19 protein-coding genes are annotated in these 15,108 nt (G+C 69.0%); 8 read left to right on the top strand and 11 right to left on the bottom strand.

Annotated features, from left to right (window positions below; translation table 11 throughout):
- The first annotated feature begins 246 nt into the window (after positions 1-246).
- Together MZV50_RS25405 and MZV50_RS25400 are read left to right on the top strand one after the other, a co-directional pair.
- Positions 247-936: a DUF433 domain-containing protein gene (locus MZV50_RS25405; RefSeq protein WP_252632120.1), complete on the top strand. Its 690-nt coding sequence runs from the start codon at positions 247-249 to the stop codon at positions 934-936.
- Positions 933-1,391, top strand: coding sequence for a DUF5615 family PIN-like protein (locus MZV50_RS25400; protein ID WP_252632119.1), 459 nt, complete (start codon positions 933-935; stop codon positions 1,389-1,391). Before MZV50_RS25405 ends, MZV50_RS25400 begins: the two co-directional genes overlap by 4 nt.
- 17 nt (positions 1,392-1,408) lie before the next feature.
- On the opposite strand, the gene MZV50_RS25395 is transcribed toward MZV50_RS25400, so the two are convergent.
- The 5 genes from MZV50_RS25395 to MZV50_RS25375 all read right to left on the bottom strand — a co-directional run bounded on the left by MZV50_RS25395 (position 1,409) and on the right by MZV50_RS25375 (position 5,961).
- Positions 1,409-1,621, bottom strand: a complete 213-nt coding sequence (locus tag MZV50_RS25395; RefSeq protein WP_252632117.1) for a hypothetical protein — start codon at positions 1,619-1,621, stop codon at positions 1,409-1,411.
- 76 nt (positions 1,622-1,697) lie between these two features.
- Positions 1,698-3,443, bottom strand: a complete 1,746-nt coding sequence (locus MZV50_RS25390; protein ID WP_252632116.1) for a heparinase II/III family protein — start codon at positions 3,441-3,443, stop codon at positions 1,698-1,700.
- Positions 3,444-3,452: 9 nt separating this feature from the next.
- The gene (gene rpe, locus MZV50_RS25385; protein WP_252632114.1) at positions 3,453-4,112 is read right to left on the bottom strand and encodes a ribulose-phosphate 3-epimerase; all 660 of its coding nucleotides are present in this window, start codon (positions 4,110-4,112) and stop codon (positions 3,453-3,455) included.
- Between the two features lie 77 nt (positions 4,113-4,189).
- Positions 4,190-5,476 (bottom strand): RsmB/NOP family class I SAM-dependent RNA methyltransferase, encoded by a 1,287-nt coding sequence (locus MZV50_RS25380; protein WP_252632113.1) that lies wholly within the window; start codon positions 5,474-5,476, stop codon positions 4,190-4,192.
- Positions 5,477-5,553: 77 nt separating this feature from the next.
- On the bottom strand, positions 5,554-5,961 hold the full coding sequence (locus MZV50_RS25375; RefSeq protein WP_252632112.1) for a hypothetical protein: 408 nt from the start codon (positions 5,959-5,961) through the stop codon (positions 5,554-5,556).
- 99 nt (positions 5,962-6,060) lie between these two features.
- On the opposite strand from MZV50_RS25375, the gene MZV50_RS25370 reads away from it, so the two are divergent.
- From MZV50_RS25370 to ggt, 3 genes are all read left to right on the top strand, one after another.
- Positions 6,061-6,270 (top strand): DUF1674 domain-containing protein, encoded by a 210-nt coding sequence (locus tag MZV50_RS25370; RefSeq protein ID WP_252632111.1) that lies wholly within the window; start codon positions 6,061-6,063, stop codon positions 6,268-6,270.
- Positions 6,271-6,312: 42 nt separating this feature from the next.
- The gene (locus MZV50_RS25365) at positions 6,313-6,756 is read left to right on the top strand and encodes an ester cyclase (protein WP_252632109.1); all 444 of its coding nucleotides are present in this window, start codon (positions 6,313-6,315) and stop codon (positions 6,754-6,756) included.
- Positions 6,757-6,827: 71 nt separating this feature from the next.
- Positions 6,828-8,543, top strand: a complete 1,716-nt coding sequence (gene ggt, locus MZV50_RS25360) for a gamma-glutamyltransferase (protein WP_252632108.1) — start codon at positions 6,828-6,830, stop codon at positions 8,541-8,543.
- On the opposite strand, the gene MZV50_RS25355 is transcribed toward ggt, so the two are convergent.
- Positions 8,544-8,798 (bottom strand): phosphotyrosine protein phosphatase, encoded by a 255-nt coding sequence (locus tag MZV50_RS25355; RefSeq protein WP_252632107.1) that lies wholly within the window; start codon positions 8,796-8,798, stop codon positions 8,544-8,546. It abuts the gene before it with no gap.
- Between the two features lie 71 nt (positions 8,799-8,869).
- Positions 8,870-9,571: an orotidine-5'-phosphate decarboxylase gene (pyrF, locus tag MZV50_RS25350; RefSeq protein WP_252632106.1), complete on the bottom strand. Its 702-nt coding sequence runs from the start codon at positions 9,569-9,571 to the stop codon at positions 8,870-8,872.
- Positions 9,572-9,656: 85 nt separating this feature from the next.
- Between pyrF and MZV50_RS25345 the strand changes: the two genes are divergently transcribed.
- On the top strand, positions 9,657-10,352 hold the full coding sequence (locus MZV50_RS25345) for a MarC family protein (RefSeq protein ID WP_252632105.1): 696 nt from the start codon (positions 9,657-9,659) through the stop codon (positions 10,350-10,352).
- A 45-nt stretch (positions 10,353-10,397) separates the two neighbouring features.
- Positions 10,398-11,654, top strand: coding sequence for a UbiH/UbiF/VisC/COQ6 family ubiquinone biosynthesis hydroxylase (locus tag MZV50_RS25340; RefSeq protein WP_252632104.1), 1,257 nt, complete (start codon positions 10,398-10,400; stop codon positions 11,652-11,654).
- 2 nt (positions 11,655-11,656) lie between these two features.
- Here MZV50_RS25340 and MZV50_RS25335 read toward each other — a convergent pair whose 3' ends face one another.
- The 4 genes from MZV50_RS25335 to MZV50_RS25320 all read right to left on the bottom strand — a co-directional run bounded on the left by MZV50_RS25335 (position 11,657) and on the right by MZV50_RS25320 (position 14,121).
- Complete coding sequence (locus MZV50_RS25335; RefSeq protein WP_252632103.1) at positions 11,657-11,854, bottom strand: Trm112 family protein; 198 nt, start codon at positions 11,852-11,854, stop codon at positions 11,657-11,659.
- Positions 11,855-11,880: 26 nt separating this feature from the next.
- Complete coding sequence (locus MZV50_RS25330) at positions 11,881-12,552, bottom strand: LON peptidase substrate-binding domain-containing protein (protein WP_252632102.1); 672 nt, start codon at positions 12,550-12,552, stop codon at positions 11,881-11,883.
- A gap of 34 nt (positions 12,553-12,586) precedes the next feature.
- The gene (locus tag MZV50_RS25325; RefSeq protein WP_252632101.1) at positions 12,587-13,498 is read right to left on the bottom strand and encodes a thioredoxin family protein; all 912 of its coding nucleotides are present in this window, start codon (positions 13,496-13,498) and stop codon (positions 12,587-12,589) included.
- 116 nt (positions 13,499-13,614) lie between these two features.
- On the bottom strand, positions 13,615-14,121 hold the full coding sequence (locus MZV50_RS25320) for a prolyl-tRNA synthetase associated domain-containing protein (protein WP_252632100.1): 507 nt from the start codon (positions 14,119-14,121) through the stop codon (positions 13,615-13,617).
- A gap of 78 nt (positions 14,122-14,199) precedes the next feature.
- On the opposite strand from MZV50_RS25320, the gene MZV50_RS25315 reads away from it, so the two are divergent.
- The gene (locus MZV50_RS25315; RefSeq protein WP_252632099.1) at positions 14,200-14,946 is read left to right on the top strand and encodes a DUF6065 family protein; all 747 of its coding nucleotides are present in this window, start codon (positions 14,200-14,202) and stop codon (positions 14,944-14,946) included.
- Positions 14,947-15,108 lie beyond the last annotated feature (162 nt).

Here is a 15,108-nt window from a genome sequence, read left to right as displayed (position 1 = left end):
CGTCCTTGACTGACCTGATCAGCCCTGCACGCTGCAGCCTTCGAGAGATTTAAGGAGGGCTCCGGCCCTGGGGGGCTGCCATCGCAGGGGAAACGAAGGACCTTGCCCCTGAGGTTATGTCGGAACTACCAACGGCCTTCTCAAAGGAAGTCGCCGTCAACCGGACTCTTTTTGGGGATAAATTCTATTGACTAAAGGCCCACCAAAGCTGCGCTATGGTGGTTGCGTAACCGTTGGAGGTCGCCCATGACGGGTGCGGTTATAGATGCAAGAAACCGGTTCGTTGGAACCGGCGTCTATACCGTTCCGCAAGCGGCGCGTCTGATTGGTGCGCCGTCTAACAAGGTGCGGCGCTGGATATTTGGAGGGCGCGGTCAGAAGTCGATTATCGAACCTGACTATGAGCCAATCGATGGTGTTAATGCGCTGAGCTTCCACGATCTGATTGAAGCCCGCTTCATCCGTGCGTTCAGGGAAAAGGGTGTTAGCTTTCAACACCTGCGGAAGGTGGCTAGCAAGGCGCGTGAGGACCTGAAGACGGTTCACCCTTTCGCAAGCGCCAAGTTTGTGACCGACGGGCGGCGAATAATCCTCGATGAGATTGACGAGGCTGGCCGTCGTTCGCTGGTGGACTACCTCAACGATCAGCGAAACTTCGAACACCTCGTCCGAGATACGATCTTGGATGGCGTATCGTTTGACGCGTGCGATCTTGCCGAAACTTGGCAGCCTCGCGCCGCCGATGCTCCTGGCATTATTATTGACCCTCGACGAGCGTTCGGTGCGCCAATTTTGGCTAGGACCGGTATCCGCAGCGAGGTTATAGCCCGCTCCGCGAAGGCTGAGGGCTCCCTGTCTGCGGTTGCCTTGGCCTTTGGCATAACCGAAGCCGAGGTGAAGCAGGCTCTACTGTTCGAAGAGCGCCTTGCCGCGTGAAGCTGGTGTTCGACGAGAACCTGCCCCCGGCCCTACCCGCTGCGCTGGCTCTCAACGAGCAATCCGTGACTTTTGCCCATACAATCGATCTCGTTGGGCCGGGAGCTTCTGATGAGGAAATATTCCGGGTACTCGCCGCAGATCGAAAGGCGGTGTTGGTCACTCTAGATATTCGGCAGACGCGTACTCCGCATGTCCGAAAGGCCTTAGAAGACTCCGGCATTACGGTGGTCTATTTGGTGGATGGGTGGGCCGATATTGCCAACCTTACTCGGCTGGAACTGTTCGTGAGATGGTTCCCGAAAATTGTAGAAGCCATGGCATCCTATGAACGAGGCGCTTGGTTTGAGGTCCCAAAAAGTCGGCATCTTAAGCCGTTGAAGCCGATGCCTCAGTCTAGGTCGCGCCGGCGAGACAAGCGAAAATCGTCCTTATTAAAAGACGAGCAGGTATAGCTTTCCGCATATACCCCCTATCCCCCAACCCGCTCCCGCACCGCCTTGAACACCATCGCCATCTCGATGTGCGTGTGCACGAACCCGTGCTCGAACAGGTAGGTCAGCATCCGGTCGTAGATGTCGTCATAGTCCGCCATCGGCACGCTGCCCGGCGTCTTCGCCTCGCGGGCCAGCACCGCCAGCAGGTCCGGCGCGTCGGCCTGCAGCGCGGCCAAGACTTCAGACACTTCGTCGTCCGTATATTCCGGCGCCTGACGCGTCCGGCCGGGGTCGATCGGCGGCCTGCGGGAGAAGCCCATGGGGTCAGCCCTCCGCCCGGGTCAGCTTCCAGCGGATCTTGGCGCCGACCTCGGGGCGGACCTGGCTCTTGAGCACGATCTGGCCGGCCTTGCGGGCCAGGCCGTGGTCGAAGTGGGCGCTGGGGGCGATGGCGACGTCGACGGCGTCGTTGCGCAGCCACCAGCCGATGGTGTTGGGGCCGCGGATCAGCACGCTCTTGCCGTCGCGGGCGATCGAGGCGCGGGCCTCGGGGTGCAGGTGGAAGCGCACGGTGAACGGCAGGTAGCGGCGAGGACCTTCCGCCGCGCCCGGGTCGGCGGCGATGGGCGTGAGGCTGTCCTCGCCGCGCAGCTCGTCGGCGACGGCGTCCAGGAACAGGCGGCGGGTGTGGGTCAGGCCGACATGGCGCCAGCCGTCGTGGACGATGTCCAGCCACACCCCGCCGACGTCGTCGTGGCGCTGGGCCTCGACCTGGGTGGCGCCGTCGACCAGCCAGGGGCCCAGGGCGCGGGCGCGGAAGCCGGAGAGAGGCCGGCCGGCCGAGCCTTCGCCGACCGAGACGGTCGAGGCCGCGTCCGACAGGCGAAAGGCGTGGGCGCCGGCGGCCTCGGGGCTCCAGCCGCAGCTGGTGATCAGCCGGTCCTTGGCGCAGACGATCTCGACGGCGGCGGGCTGGGCGCAGGCGTGGACGCTCAAGGGGCCCAGCGGCGGACGGCCGCAGTCGGCGATGACCTCCAGGCTGCCGCCGGCCATCTTCTGGAAGCCGCTGTGCGGGGCGGCGCTCAACGGGCGCGGGCCGTTGGCGTCGTGGGCCAGGGCGGCGGCGATGCGCTTGGGGCCGACGGCCTCGCCGCCATGGAAGGCCGCCAGATGGCCGTCCTCCAAGGTGAAGAACCGGGTGGCGGTGGAGAGGCGGTCTATGGCGCGCGACAGGGGCTCGGGCGCGGGGCGGCCGCGCTGGCCTAGGGCGTCGTCCAGGGTCAAGAGGTCGAACAGCAGCTCGACGCCGGCCTCGGGCGAGCGGGTGGCGTGGCCGCCGTCGGCCAGCACCATCCGGTCGATCTGGCGCAGGAGAGCCTTCAGGCCCCGGTCGATCAGCCGCTCGCCCGGCTTGCCGGCCAGGGCGCAGCCGGCGATCGTGGCGGCGACGGCGCGCTCCAGGCCCCGTTCGGGGCTGGCCTTGATCTCCAGCAGGTGGCGGGCCTGGCGGGCCAGGTCGCGGGTCAGGTCGGCGATCTCGGCGTCGCTGGCCTCGGCGGCCAGGGTCTTGGCGGCGCAGGCCAGGTGGAAGACCCGGCGCTCGATGCAGTCGGGCCCCCAGGAGAAGGCGTTCCATTTGCCGAACACGCGGCGCCAGTCGTCCAGCAGGCGCAGGGCCCGGCGGGCGCCGTCCGGGCCGGCGGCGACCAGGCCGGGCAGCCAGTCCAGGCGGTGCAGGCTGACGGCGAAGCGGCGCGAGGGGCTGGCGGTGTCGAACGGGTCGCCGTCGACGCCCAGGCGCAGGGTCCCGCCGTCCAGGCTCATCACGCCGGCCAGGATCTTCTTGCCGTGGGCGGGGTCGGCAGGTCGCGGGTCGTGGGGACGGGCGGCGAGGCCCTCGGCACGGGGCAGGGCGATCAGCAGGCGATGCGGGCCCGACCCGAACCACTCGCGCGCGGCATGGGCGCCGAGCTCGGCGTTGAGCGCCTTCCAGAGGACGCGGCCGCGCGCCCGTGACGCCAGGCGGGGCGCGGGAAACTTGAAGCCGTGGGCGGAACGCTTGACGGCCATCGCTCGGGGTCAGACGCCCTTCAGCGCGCGGATGTTGTCGGCATAGGCGGCGGGGCCGCCCTTGAACACCGCCGAACCTGCCACCAGGGCCGTGGCGCCGGCGGCCACGCATTGCGGAGCGGTCACGGGCGTGACTCCGCCGTCGACCTCGATGATGATGTCCAGTCCGGCCTTGTCGACCAGCTTGCGCAGCGCCTCAACCTTGCGCAGCTGGCCGGGGATGAAGCTCTGGCCGCCGAAGCCGGGATTGACCGACATCACCAGCAGCAGGTCGACGTCCTCCAGGATCCACTCGACGTGGTCGAGGCCGGTCGAGGGGTTGAACACCACGCCCGCCTTGGCCCCCAGCTCGCGGATGCGCTTCAGCGAGCGGTGCAGGTGCGGGCCGGCCTCCGGGTGGATGCTGATCAGGTCCGCGCCGGCGGCGCGAAACGCTTCGAGATAAGGGTCCGCCGGGCTGATCATCAGGTGGACGTCGAACGGGATCTTGGCGTGAGGCCGGATGGCTTTGACGATGTCGGGGCCCAGCGTGATGTTGGGCACGAAGTGGCCGTCCATCACGTCGACATGCACCCAGTCGGCGCCGGCCGCCTCGATGGCGGCGACCTCCTCGCCCAGCTTGGCGAAGTCGGAGGCGAGGATGGACGGGGCGATGATCGGCGCGGTCATGGTCCTGGGATAACCGCGTCGCGCCCCGCTGTCAGCCCTTATGCTCGGCTGGGTCCCGGCCTTCGCCGGGATGACGTCTATGCCGTCAGCTTGCGGAACCGGGCCGCGAAGAAGCCGTCCTGGCCGCCCTCGCGCTGATGCGGCAGCAGGCGAAGGGTCCCGCGGGCGGTCAGGCTGGCCTCCGGCGATCCGCCTTCACCGGCGGTGATCGGCTCCAGCGCCATGTCCGGGCGGCGGGCCAGGAAGGCCTCGACCTGGGCCTCACCCTCCTCGGGCTCCAGCGAGCAGACGCAATAGACCAGTCGGCCGCCGGGCTTTAGGCGGTCGGCGGCGCTGTCGAGGATGCGGGCCTGGACGGCCGCCAGGCTGGCGACGTCGCCAGGGCGGGCGGCCCACAAGACGTCCGGATGGCGGCGGAAGGTGCCCGTGGCGCTGCACGGGGCGTCCAGCAGGATGGCGTCGAAGGTCCGGTCGTCTTCCCAGACGGCCGCGTCGGCGGCGACGATCTCGGCTTCGAGCCCAGTGCGGGCCAGGTTCTCGGTCACGCGCTTGAGGCGGGCGGCCGAACGGTCCAGGGCGACGACGTCCGCGCCGGCCGCGGCCAGCTGCAGGGTCTTGCCGCCCGGGGCGGCGCACAGGTCCAGCACCTGATCGCCCGGCTTGAGGGCCAGCAGGCGGGCGGGGACGGCGGCGGCGGCGTCCTGCACCCACCAGGTCCCGTCCTCGAAGCCCGGCCAGCCGGCGACGTCGCCCTTGCGGCGCAGGCGCAGGCTGCCGCCGTCCAGCACCTCGGCCTCAAGCGACTCGGCCAGGGCGGCGACGTCGGTCGAGGACTTCAGCGACAGGTCGGTGGCCGGCTCAATGGCGATCTGGGCGGCGATCTCGCGGGCCGTGGCCTCACCGAACGCGGCGACCCAGCGGGCGTACAGCCACGGCGGGGCCAGCAGGGTCGGATCGTCGCTGGGCGGGGGATCGCGCAGCAGGCCGCGCAGCACCGCGTTGACCAGGCCCTTGAACGGGCGGCTGGTCTTGTTGGCGCCGGCCAGCTCGACCGAGGTGGCCACGGCGGCGAAGGCCGGAACCTCCAGGTGGAAGGCCTGGGCCGCGCCCAGGCGCAGCAGGTGCATCACCCGGTCAGGCGGGGCCTTCTGTAGCTTGGCGGCCAGGGCGCGGTCGATCGGGCCCAGGTGGCGCAGCACGGCCATGGCCAGGGCGCGCGCGAACGCGCGCTCGCGCGGCTCCAGGAAGCGGAAACCGTTGGCGGAGGCGGCTTCGTCGATGCCGCCGCGACGCGACAGGGCCGCGTCGATCAGGGTCAGGGCGGCTTCCCGAGCGGGGAGGCCGTCGTTCAATTCTTGAGTCACCGCCTCGCCGTGCCCAAAGGCGACGGCGAGCGCAAGTCATTTGACGAAATCAGGCGCCGAACATCCGGCGGTGAAGATCAGATGGCGACGGCCGGCTTGCGAAGGGCCGTCGTGATCGCCGTCAGGCCGAACACGAAGAAGCCGCCGATCACGCTCAGCCCGCCCACGACCAGCAGCGGCCCATAGACGGCGGGCGAGCCGGTCTGGCCCAGATACATGAAGAGGCCGCTGATCATGCAGACGACGCCGACGTTCGACAGCACGAAGTTGGCCAGCTTCACCCAGTTGGCGACCCGCTGGCCCAACAGGGCGTAGAAGGTTCCCATCAGCGCCAGGCTGACCCAACCCAGCAGATTGAGGTGCGCATGGGCCGAATAGGTCTCGTGATGCTTGCTGATGCTCATGGCCAAGCCCCACGTTACGCCGACCATGGCGTAGAAGGCGGCCGCGCCGAAGAAGGCGTACGGCCAACGACTGGTGTTCATCTCTAAGATCTCCCCGATCGGCGAACGTCGATATTCGAAGCCGGGGGTTCAACACTGACGCGGTGGCGCGCGCAAGCGCGATGATGTTAAACCTTCGTCATGTCTGACCTTCCTCACGAAGACCTGCCGCCGGGCGCCGCGCCCGACAAGGCGCTCAGCCCCGCCGCCCGCCGCGCGCTGGAGGAGGCCGCCGCCCGCCGCGCGGCCCAGGCCGTGGAAGCCCTGCCGACGGAAAAGGGCGGCCGCGACGGTCCCGAACCCACCCGCTTCGGCGATTGGGAGAAGAAGGGCGTCGCCGTCGACTTCTGAGCCCGGACGGGCCAGGCTCCCCCGAAACAAGGGAGGAGCCTGATGGAAGACCTGGCCGCCGACTTGGCCGAACGCCGCATCCAGGTCGTGCGCGACCACATGGCGCTGGAATGCGTCCACGACTGGGACGCGGTGATCGCCACCTTCGAGCATCCCCGCTACGAGATGCATGGCCCAGGAACGGTGTTCGACGGCGAGGCGGCCGTGCGCGGCTACTTCGCCGCCTCGCGCACGCCGTTCCCCGACCAGGGCAACGAGATCATCGCCATCGCCCACGCCGGCGACACGGTGCTGGTTGAGTTCTGGCTGACCGGCACGCACCTGGGCCCGCTGAAATTGCCCGAGCGAACCGTCGAGCCGACCGGCAAGCCGTTCCGCATCCGCATGGCCGCCAGCTTCGAATTCGCGCCGGGCGGCGACAAGATCGTCTGCGAGCGGCCCTATTACGATCAGTTCGCGGTGCTGCGGGCGCTGGAGCTGGCCTGAGCGGCGGGCGGACTGGCGGGCGAGGGCGGCCCCGGCTAGCCTAGCCCCTACCGTCGATGGAGGCCCTCGCCTTGCACCCGCTGAACCGGTTCGCCGCGTCGCTCGCGGCCGTCCTGCTGCTGGTCGCGCCGCCTGCCTTGGCCGGCCCCGTAAAGCCCGCCCCCGCCAACTCCAAGACCGCCGCGACACGCGCGCTCGACGCCGGGGCGGTGGCTTCGCCCGACCGCTACGGGGCCCTGGCGGCGCGGGAGATCCTGAAGGCGGGCGGCAACGCGGTCGACGCGGCGGTGGCGACGGGGTTCGCCCTGGCGGTCACCTATCCCGAGGCCGGCAATCTGGGCGGCGGCGGGTTCATGACCCTGTATGTCGACGGCAAGCCCTACTTCCTCGATTACCGCGAGACCGCCCCGGCGGCGGCGACGGCGGACATGTACCTGGGCAAGGACGGCGAGCCGGTCGAGGGCCTGTCGCTGTTCGGCGCCCGCGCGGTCGCCACGCCCGGCACGGTGCGAGGCCTGGCCATGGCCCACAAGCGGTTTGGCAAGCTGCCCTGGGCCCGGGTCTTGGCGCCGGCCATCCGCTACGCGCGCGACGGCTTTCTGGTGAACGCGCAGTTCTCCGGTATGCTGAGCAACGAGGTCCCGCCCCCGTTCGCTAAGACCAATTTCCGCGACTATTTCGGGCCGGTGAAGGCCGGGACCGTGTTCAGGCAGCCGGCGCTGGCCGCCACACTGGAGCGCATCGCCAAGGGCGGCGACAAGGCGTTCTACGAGGGGCGTACGGCGGAGCTGCTGGTCGCCCAGATGCAGCGCGGGCCGGTCAAGGGTCTGATCACCAAGGCCGACCTGGCCAACTACAAGGCCGTCTGGCGTACGCCACTGACCGCGACATGGCGCGGCTACGATGTCATCACCGCCCCGCCACCCAGCTCGGGCGGCATCGCCCTGATGCAGATGCTGCTGATGAAGCAGGACCTGGCGCCCCGGTTCGAGGGTGTGCCGCTGAACGCTCCGCAGTACGTCCACCTGTTGGCCGAGATCGAAAAGCGCGTCTACGCCGACCGCGCCGAATATCTAGGCGATCCGGACTTCGTGAAGGTGCCGGTCTCGAACCTGATCGACCCGGCCTATGTGGCGAGGCGGGCGCGGGAGGTCGATCCCGACAAGCCCTCGGCGACCAAGGCCGTGGTCCCGGGCCTGGAGAAGCCGCAGACCACCCATTTCTCGGTGGTCGACAAGTGGGGCAACGCCGTCTCCAACACCTACACCCTAAACGGCTGGTTCGGCTCGGGCGTGGTGGTCGAGGGCGCGGGGTTCCTGCTGAACGACGAGATGGACGACTTCTCGGCCAAGCCCGGCGCGCCCAACATGTTCGGCGTGGTCGGCGGAACGGCCAACGCCATCGCGCCGGGCAAGCGGCCGCTGTCGTCGATGACCCCGACCATCCTGGTCAGGAACGGCCGGCCCGCCATGGTCATCGGCACGCCGGGCGGATCGCGGATCTTCACCTGGGTGTTCCAGGTTCTGGCCAATGTCTACGACCACGGCCTGACCCTGAAAGCGGCCCAGACGGCGCCGCGCTTCCACCACCAGCTGCTGCCCGAGAACACGCTGTTCTACGAGCCCGCCTTCCCGCCGAGCCCCGCCCTGAAGACGGCGCTGGAGGCGCGCGGCTACCGGTGGGTCGAGGACTTCAGCGGCGACATGGAAGCCATTCAGGTGGTCGGCAGGACGCCCGTCCCCGAGGCGGATCCGCGGGCAAGGGGTGTGGCGATGGTGGTGAAATAACTACCGTCGTAGAAACTGCGGGACCTTGGCCTGAAGGATCTGCACCAGTGTCGGGTCCATGAACTCATAGTCGTCTGGGACCCCCAGCACGATGACGCGGGCGTTCTTTAGGTGCGGCTTGAAGCGGCGGGACAGTTTGTTGCGGTGCGCCTGCTCCATAACCGGCACTAGGTCGGCCCATTCTAGGTCTTCCGGCGTCACCGGGTTACCGCAACCGTCGTCGAGACCGGCGGAGCTGACCTCGATCCCGGCCAATTGGCGAAGACCTGCTCGGCCGTGGGGCTGCGCAGGCGGTTCTGGCTACAGACGAAGAGGACGTTCATCAGTCACAACCCCGCGATCTCCTCGACCACCTTCAGCGCCGCTTCGCGCGGATCGTTGGCGGCGGTGATCGGGCGGCCGCAGACCAGGTGGCTGGCCCCGGCGCGGATGGCGGCCTCGGGCGTGGCGGCGCGGGCCTGGTCGTTCTTGGCCGACCAGAACGGGCGCACGCCGGGGGTGACGATCAGGAAGTCCGGCTTTCCGGCCGCCTTGGCGATCTCGCGGGCCAGCGCCGCTTCATGCGGCGAGGAGACGATGCCGTCGACGCCGCAGTCAATGGCCTGGCGAACCCGGCGCTCGACCAGATCGCGGGCCCCGAACGCGTAGCCCATCTCGATGAGGTCGGCGTCGGTCAGGCTGGTCAGCACGGTGACGGCCAGGATCTTTAGAGACGAGTCGCCGCGCGCCTTGACCGCCGCCTGCATCACCTGCGGCTCGGCGTGGACCGTCAGCAGGTCGCAGCCGCTCTGGGCCAGCACGCGGGCCGAGCGCTCGACCGTCGCGCCGATGTCGTGCAGCTTCCAATCGAGGAAGATCGACTTGCCGTCGGCCTTCAGCTCGCGGGCCAGGGTCATGCCGTCGCTGGCCAGCAGCTCCAGGCCGATCTTGTAGAAGCTGACCGCGTCGCCCAGCGTCCGGACCATCGCGCGCGCGTCGTCGACGGTGGGCAGGTCCAGCGGCACGATCAGGCGAGCGTCGGCGGTCATATTCGGTCCCCGGGGTTGGCGCGCGCGAGCGCCGGCTCTAGGAAGAGCCGAACTCCGGGCGCGATTTGAAAGGCGAGGACGTCGAATGACCGAGGCGAAGCTGGCCGTCAACTTCTTCGTCGCGTTGTTCGCCCTGATCGACCCGATCGGCAACGTGCCGCTGTTCGCCGCCGCCACCCTGGGCGCCGCCGCGGCGGGGCGGCGGATGGTGGCCGTCTATATCGGTCTGTTCGTCGCCGCCTTCCTGATCTTCTTCTTCTTCACGGGCGTGGGCCTGCTGGCCTTCTTCGGCATCTCGATGCCGGCCTTCCGCATCGCCGGCGGCATCATCCTGTTCATTCTCGGGCTGGACATGGTGCGCGACGACTTCACCACCATGTTCGCCGACGCGGCCGAGGGGGTCGAAGGGCAGTCGGCCCGGGTCTACGCCAAGCAGCGCTTCGAGCGCCTGATCGTGCCGTTCGCCATGCCGCTGCTGATCGGTCCGGGCGCGATCTCGACGGTGATCATCTACGCCGCCGAGGCCAAGCCGTTCGGCTGGGCGGGCCTGGGTCTGGGCGTGGCGGTCATCTCGGCGGTGTCGCTGGTGCTGGTGGCGGTGTTCTGGGCCGCGCCGCTGATCAGCAGGGTCCTGGGACGGATCGGCATGAGCATCGTGGTGCGGGTCCTGGGCCTGATCCTCTGCGCCCTGGCGGTGCAGTTCGTGCTGATCGGCGTGGGCGACGCCACGCGCGGCCTGGTTCGCCAGGACGCCAAGGCGCCCTACGCGGCCGCTAAGTAGCCGCGCGCTCTGGACAGGTCCGGCCGCACGCGCCCATATCCCGCCATGCGCGCTCCCGCTCACGATGCCGACGTGATCATCGCCGGCGCCGGCATGGCCGGCGCGACCCTGGCGCTTGCCTTGGCGTCGGGCGGCCTTCGGCCGCTCCTGGTCGATCCTCAACCGTTCGAGGCCCAGCTGGCTCCGACCTTCGACGGCCGCAGCTCGGCGATCGCCTATTCCAGTTTCCGCCAGTGGCGGGCGATCGGCGCGGGCGAGGCCCTGGCGCCCCACGCCCAACGCATCGAGCAGATCCTGGTCACCGACGGCCGCACGCCGAGCGCGGCGTCGCGCAAGCCGCTTCCCGCCTTCCTGCGGTTCGACTCGAGCGAGATTTCGGGCCGCATCGAGGGCGAACCTCTGGGCTATCTGGTCGAGAACCGCCAGATCCGCGCGGCGCTGTCCAAGGCGGTGATCGACAAGCAGATCCCGGTCATCGCGCCGATGGCCGCCAAGGCCCTGTCGGTGGAGCCGGGCGCCGCTCGCCTCACCCTGTCGGACGGCCGGGTGCTGTCGGCGCCGCTGGCGGTCAGCGCCGAGGGACGCGGCTCGATCCTGCGCCGGGCGGCCGGGATCGGCGACATCGGCTGGAGCTACGGCCAGAGCGGCGTGGTGGCGACCGTGCGGATGCAGCGACCGCACGAGGGCGTGGCCCACGAATATTTCCTGCCCAGCGGCCCGTTCGCCATCCTGCCGCTGACCGACAACCGCGCCAGCCTGGTGTGGACCGAGAGCACCGCGCGCGGCGAGGCCTTGCGCAACGCCAGCCCCGAAGCCTTCCACGCCCACCTGATGCGCCGGTTCGGCGACTTCCTGGGCGAGGTCTCGATCGAGGGGCCGACCTTCGTCTATCCGCTGTCGCTGTCGCTGGCCGAGCGCATGGTCGCTCCGCGCCTGGCCTTGATCGGCGACGCCGCCCACGGCGTGCACCCGATCGCGGGGCAGGGGCTGAATCTGGGCCTGAAGGACGCCGCTGCATTGGCGGAAGTACTGGTCGAGGCGGTGCGCAACGGCGAGGATATCGGCGCCGAGGCGGTGCTGGAGCGCTACGCCCGCTGGCGGCGGTTCGACACGGTCAGCAACGCCCTGGCCTTCGACGCCTTCGTGCGGATCTTCTCGAACGACAACCCGCTGCTGCGCCTGGCGCGCGGCGCCGGCCTGGCGGTGGTCAACCAGATCGCCCCGGCGCGCCGGTTCTTCATGCACGAGGCGGGTGGCGGGGTCGGGGACCTGCCGAAGCTGCTGCGCGGGGTGGCCCTCTAGCCCTACTCGCTCAGTTCCCGCGCCTCTTCCGGCAGCATGATCGGCACGCCGTCGCGGATCGGGTAGGCCAGCTTGGCCGAGCGGCTGATCAGTTCGCCCTTGGCGCGGTCGTATTCCAGCGGGCCTCGGGTCACGGGGCACACCAGCACTTCCAGCAGGCGCGGATCGACGTCGATAATCGGGGCGGGAGCTTCGGTCATGAGCCTCTCTCTACTGGCCCCATCACCTACTGGATAGAGGTCGGTTCGTCATCGTCCGTGCCGGCCGCATCGATCTCCAACAATGCCGTAAGGGTCGCCTTGCGCTCGAAGATGGTCTCGGCCTCGAGCAGCGCCTGCTTTTCCAGGGGATCGAACGGCAGGGCCATGGCCAGGCTGTTGATCAGGGCGTCGGACGGCGCGCTCTCGGCGTCGCCCCAGTCGATGGCCAGGCCCCGGTGGTCGAGGTAGCGGCGCAGGGCTGCGAGCAGGCGGTCGATGTCGGCGGCGGTGCGCTCGCTGGCGCCGTCCTCGCGCAGGTCGGGCTCGTAGGGGGTGAAGTCGGCGCGCACCTGGCGATAGGGCGTGCGCACCGGCAGCTCCTCGCCGGCCCTGAAACGGCAGACCCCGGTCAGGGTGATCAGATAGCGGCCGTCGCTGGTCTCGGCGAAGCTGGTCACCCGGCCCGCGCAGCCGACGGGGGCCAGGGCAGGGGTCTGGATGTCGGCGCTCTGGTGCGGCCGCGTCTGGATCATGCCGATGATCCGCTCGCCCGACATGGCGTCGTCCAGCATGTTCAGGTAGCGCGGCTCGAAGATATTCAGCGGCAGCTGGCCGCCGGGCAGCAGCAGTACGCCATCCAGCGGGAAGACCGGGATCACCAGCGGCAGGTCGCCAAGCTTGCGATAGTTTCCCGGCATCCGTTGCTCCCTTGGTTTCGGCCTGGCTGACGGCCTAGCTGAAGAGGATGGTCGACAGTTTGCGTCGGCCCTGCTTGGCGACCTCCGACGTAGGGCCGGCCGCTTCGAACACCGTCAGCAGTTGCTTGCGGGCCGCGTCGTCGTTCCAGGAACGGTCGCGCGCTATGATGGTCAGAAGATGGTCGGCGGCGTCCTGCAGGCGCCCCATGCCGGCGAAAGCCTTGGCCAGTTCGAAGCGGGCCTCGTGGTCGTCGGCGTCGGCGGCCAGGCGCTTTTCGAAGGCGGCGGTCTCGGACGGGGCGTCCTCGGCCAGGGCCAGGGCGGCGCGGGCGGCGTCCAGGTCAGGATCCTTGGCGTCGGCCGGGGCCATGGCCACCACCTCGGCCGCGCCTTCCAGGTCGCCGCCCAGCAGGTAGGCGCGGGCCATGCCGCCCAGGGCCGGGATGTTAGTCGGATCGGTCTGCAGCGCCTGGGCGAAGGCCTGGGCCGCGCCGCCGACGTCGCCGATCTCCAGCGATTCCTTGCCCAGGGCGATCAGGTCGTCGATGGCGCTGGGACCCGCCGGGCCGGTCAGCTTCTCGACGAAGGCCTTGACCTGGCTCTCGGGCAGGGCGCCCTGGAAGGCGTCGACCGGGCGGCCGTCGACGAAGGCGTAGACGGTCGGGATCGACTGCACGCGCAGCTGACCGGCGAAACCGGGGTTGGCGTCGACATCGATCTTGACCAGCTTCACCGCGCCATTGGCCGCGCTGACGACCTTTTCGAGGGCCGGGGTCAGCTGGCGGCACGGGCCGCACCAGGTGGCCCAGAAGTCGACGATGACGGGCTGGGTCTTGGAGGCCTCGATCACGTCGGCCATGAAGGTGGCGTCGGTGCCGTCCTTGACGTGTTCGCCCTTGCTCGATGAAGCGTGGGCGGGGGGCGCGGGCTTTTCGCCGATCAGCATCGGGTCTCTCGTGTACTCGAGGTCAGGGAACGCTCAAGCCGCCAAGATGGTCCCTGGCGCGTCTCTTCGCAACGGCGTGTTCGCGCCTCGGAGCGTGGCGGCCCAAGCGTGAGCGGCTAGGCGACCACCGCCATCGCGGTGAAGTCGACGATCATTGGCTCGATCCCCAGCGCGACCAGGAACTTGCGAAAGTCGGCCTGGCTGACTGCGGTGGTGGCGTCGTTGCCCAGCGGGTGGAAGTTCACCGGATCGCTGTCCGCCAAGGCCTTGTCCAGCACGAAGCGCACCCGCCGCTCGGTGTCGTTGATCAGGCCGAAGGCGGTGACCGAGCCGGGGGTTACGCCCAGGGTCTCGACCATCATCTCCTGGGGGCCGAACGACAGCCGGCCCGAGCCGATCACGGGGTGCAGCCTCTTGAGGTCGATCGTCGTCTCGCCCAGGGCCGAGATCAGCCACAGCTGGGCCTTGGCGTCCTTGAGGAACAGGTTCTTGGTGTGGCCGCCGGGCAGGGCCTTCTTGATCTCGAGCCCCTCCTCGACGCGGAACACCGGCGGGTGGTCGAGGGTGGTCGACGGGATTCCGTGGGCCTCGAAAAAGGCGAACAGGTCGGCTCTGGTCTTCATGCGGCTCTACTAGACGGCCCGAGGGCGGCAGGGCTAGACCTGAGTGAACAAGGGCAGGAAGACAAGCAAAGGACCGGCATGGAACTGGAGTGCTATCCCACCGAGAACCGTCCGCCGGAGATCGTGCCCGGCCGGCCGCAGCGCGCCTGGATGGATCGCTTCGCCGAGCGCCATCCCTATCGCTGCCTGCCGCTGACCATGGCCAACACCACCGGCTGGGACATCATCTGCCCGGTCGGCTTCTCGATGACCTGGGACGGCGGGGCGCACCAGGACTGCATCAAGTTCCAGCCCGACCACCCGTATCCGGGCTTCACCGACTTCGTGAAGTCGCACTTCACGCGCGGCGTGGTGACCTTCCACACCGGCTACCTGTTCCGCACCCCGCCGGGCTGGTCGCTGATGGCCATGGGGCCGCCCAACCACGTCAAGGACGGCATCCAGCCGCTGGCGGGGGTGATCGAGACCGACTGGCTGCCGTTCCCCTTCACGATGAACTGGATGTTCACCCGCCCCGGCACGGTGCGGTTCGAGAAGGGCGAGACCTTCTGCTTCATCATGCCGATCCAGGACAAGCCGATGGAGGCGTTCCAGCCGGTGATCCGCTCGATGAACTCCAATCCCGACCTGCGCCGCCAGTACGACGTCTGGGCCGAGAAGCGCAGCGAGTTCAATGCCCTGATCTTCAAGCGCGACCCCGAGGCCACCAAGGAAGCCTGGCAGCGCTTCTACTTCAAGGGCGAGTACCCCGAGGAGATCAAGGCCGAAGCCCCCAGCCACCACGTCAACAAGCGCCGGATGAAGTCGCCGAAGCTGGGGGTGTAGGACGGAGGCCCTCGCCGCCTTTTCGTGTCATCCCGGAAGCCTCGCAGAGGCTGTCCGGGACCCAGGGGGTGAAGGAACGCCGCGCGTGTCGCCCCTGGGCCCGGCTCTACGCTTCGCTTCGGCCGGGATGACACGGCTTGTTTCAGAAAGGTCATCCACTCT

Source organism: Caulobacter segnis (assembly GCF_023935105.1).
Classification (GTDB): Bacteria; Pseudomonadota; Alphaproteobacteria; order Caulobacterales; family Caulobacteraceae; genus Caulobacter; species Caulobacter segnis_B.
This window is presented reverse-complemented; position numbering and strand designations above follow the sequence as displayed.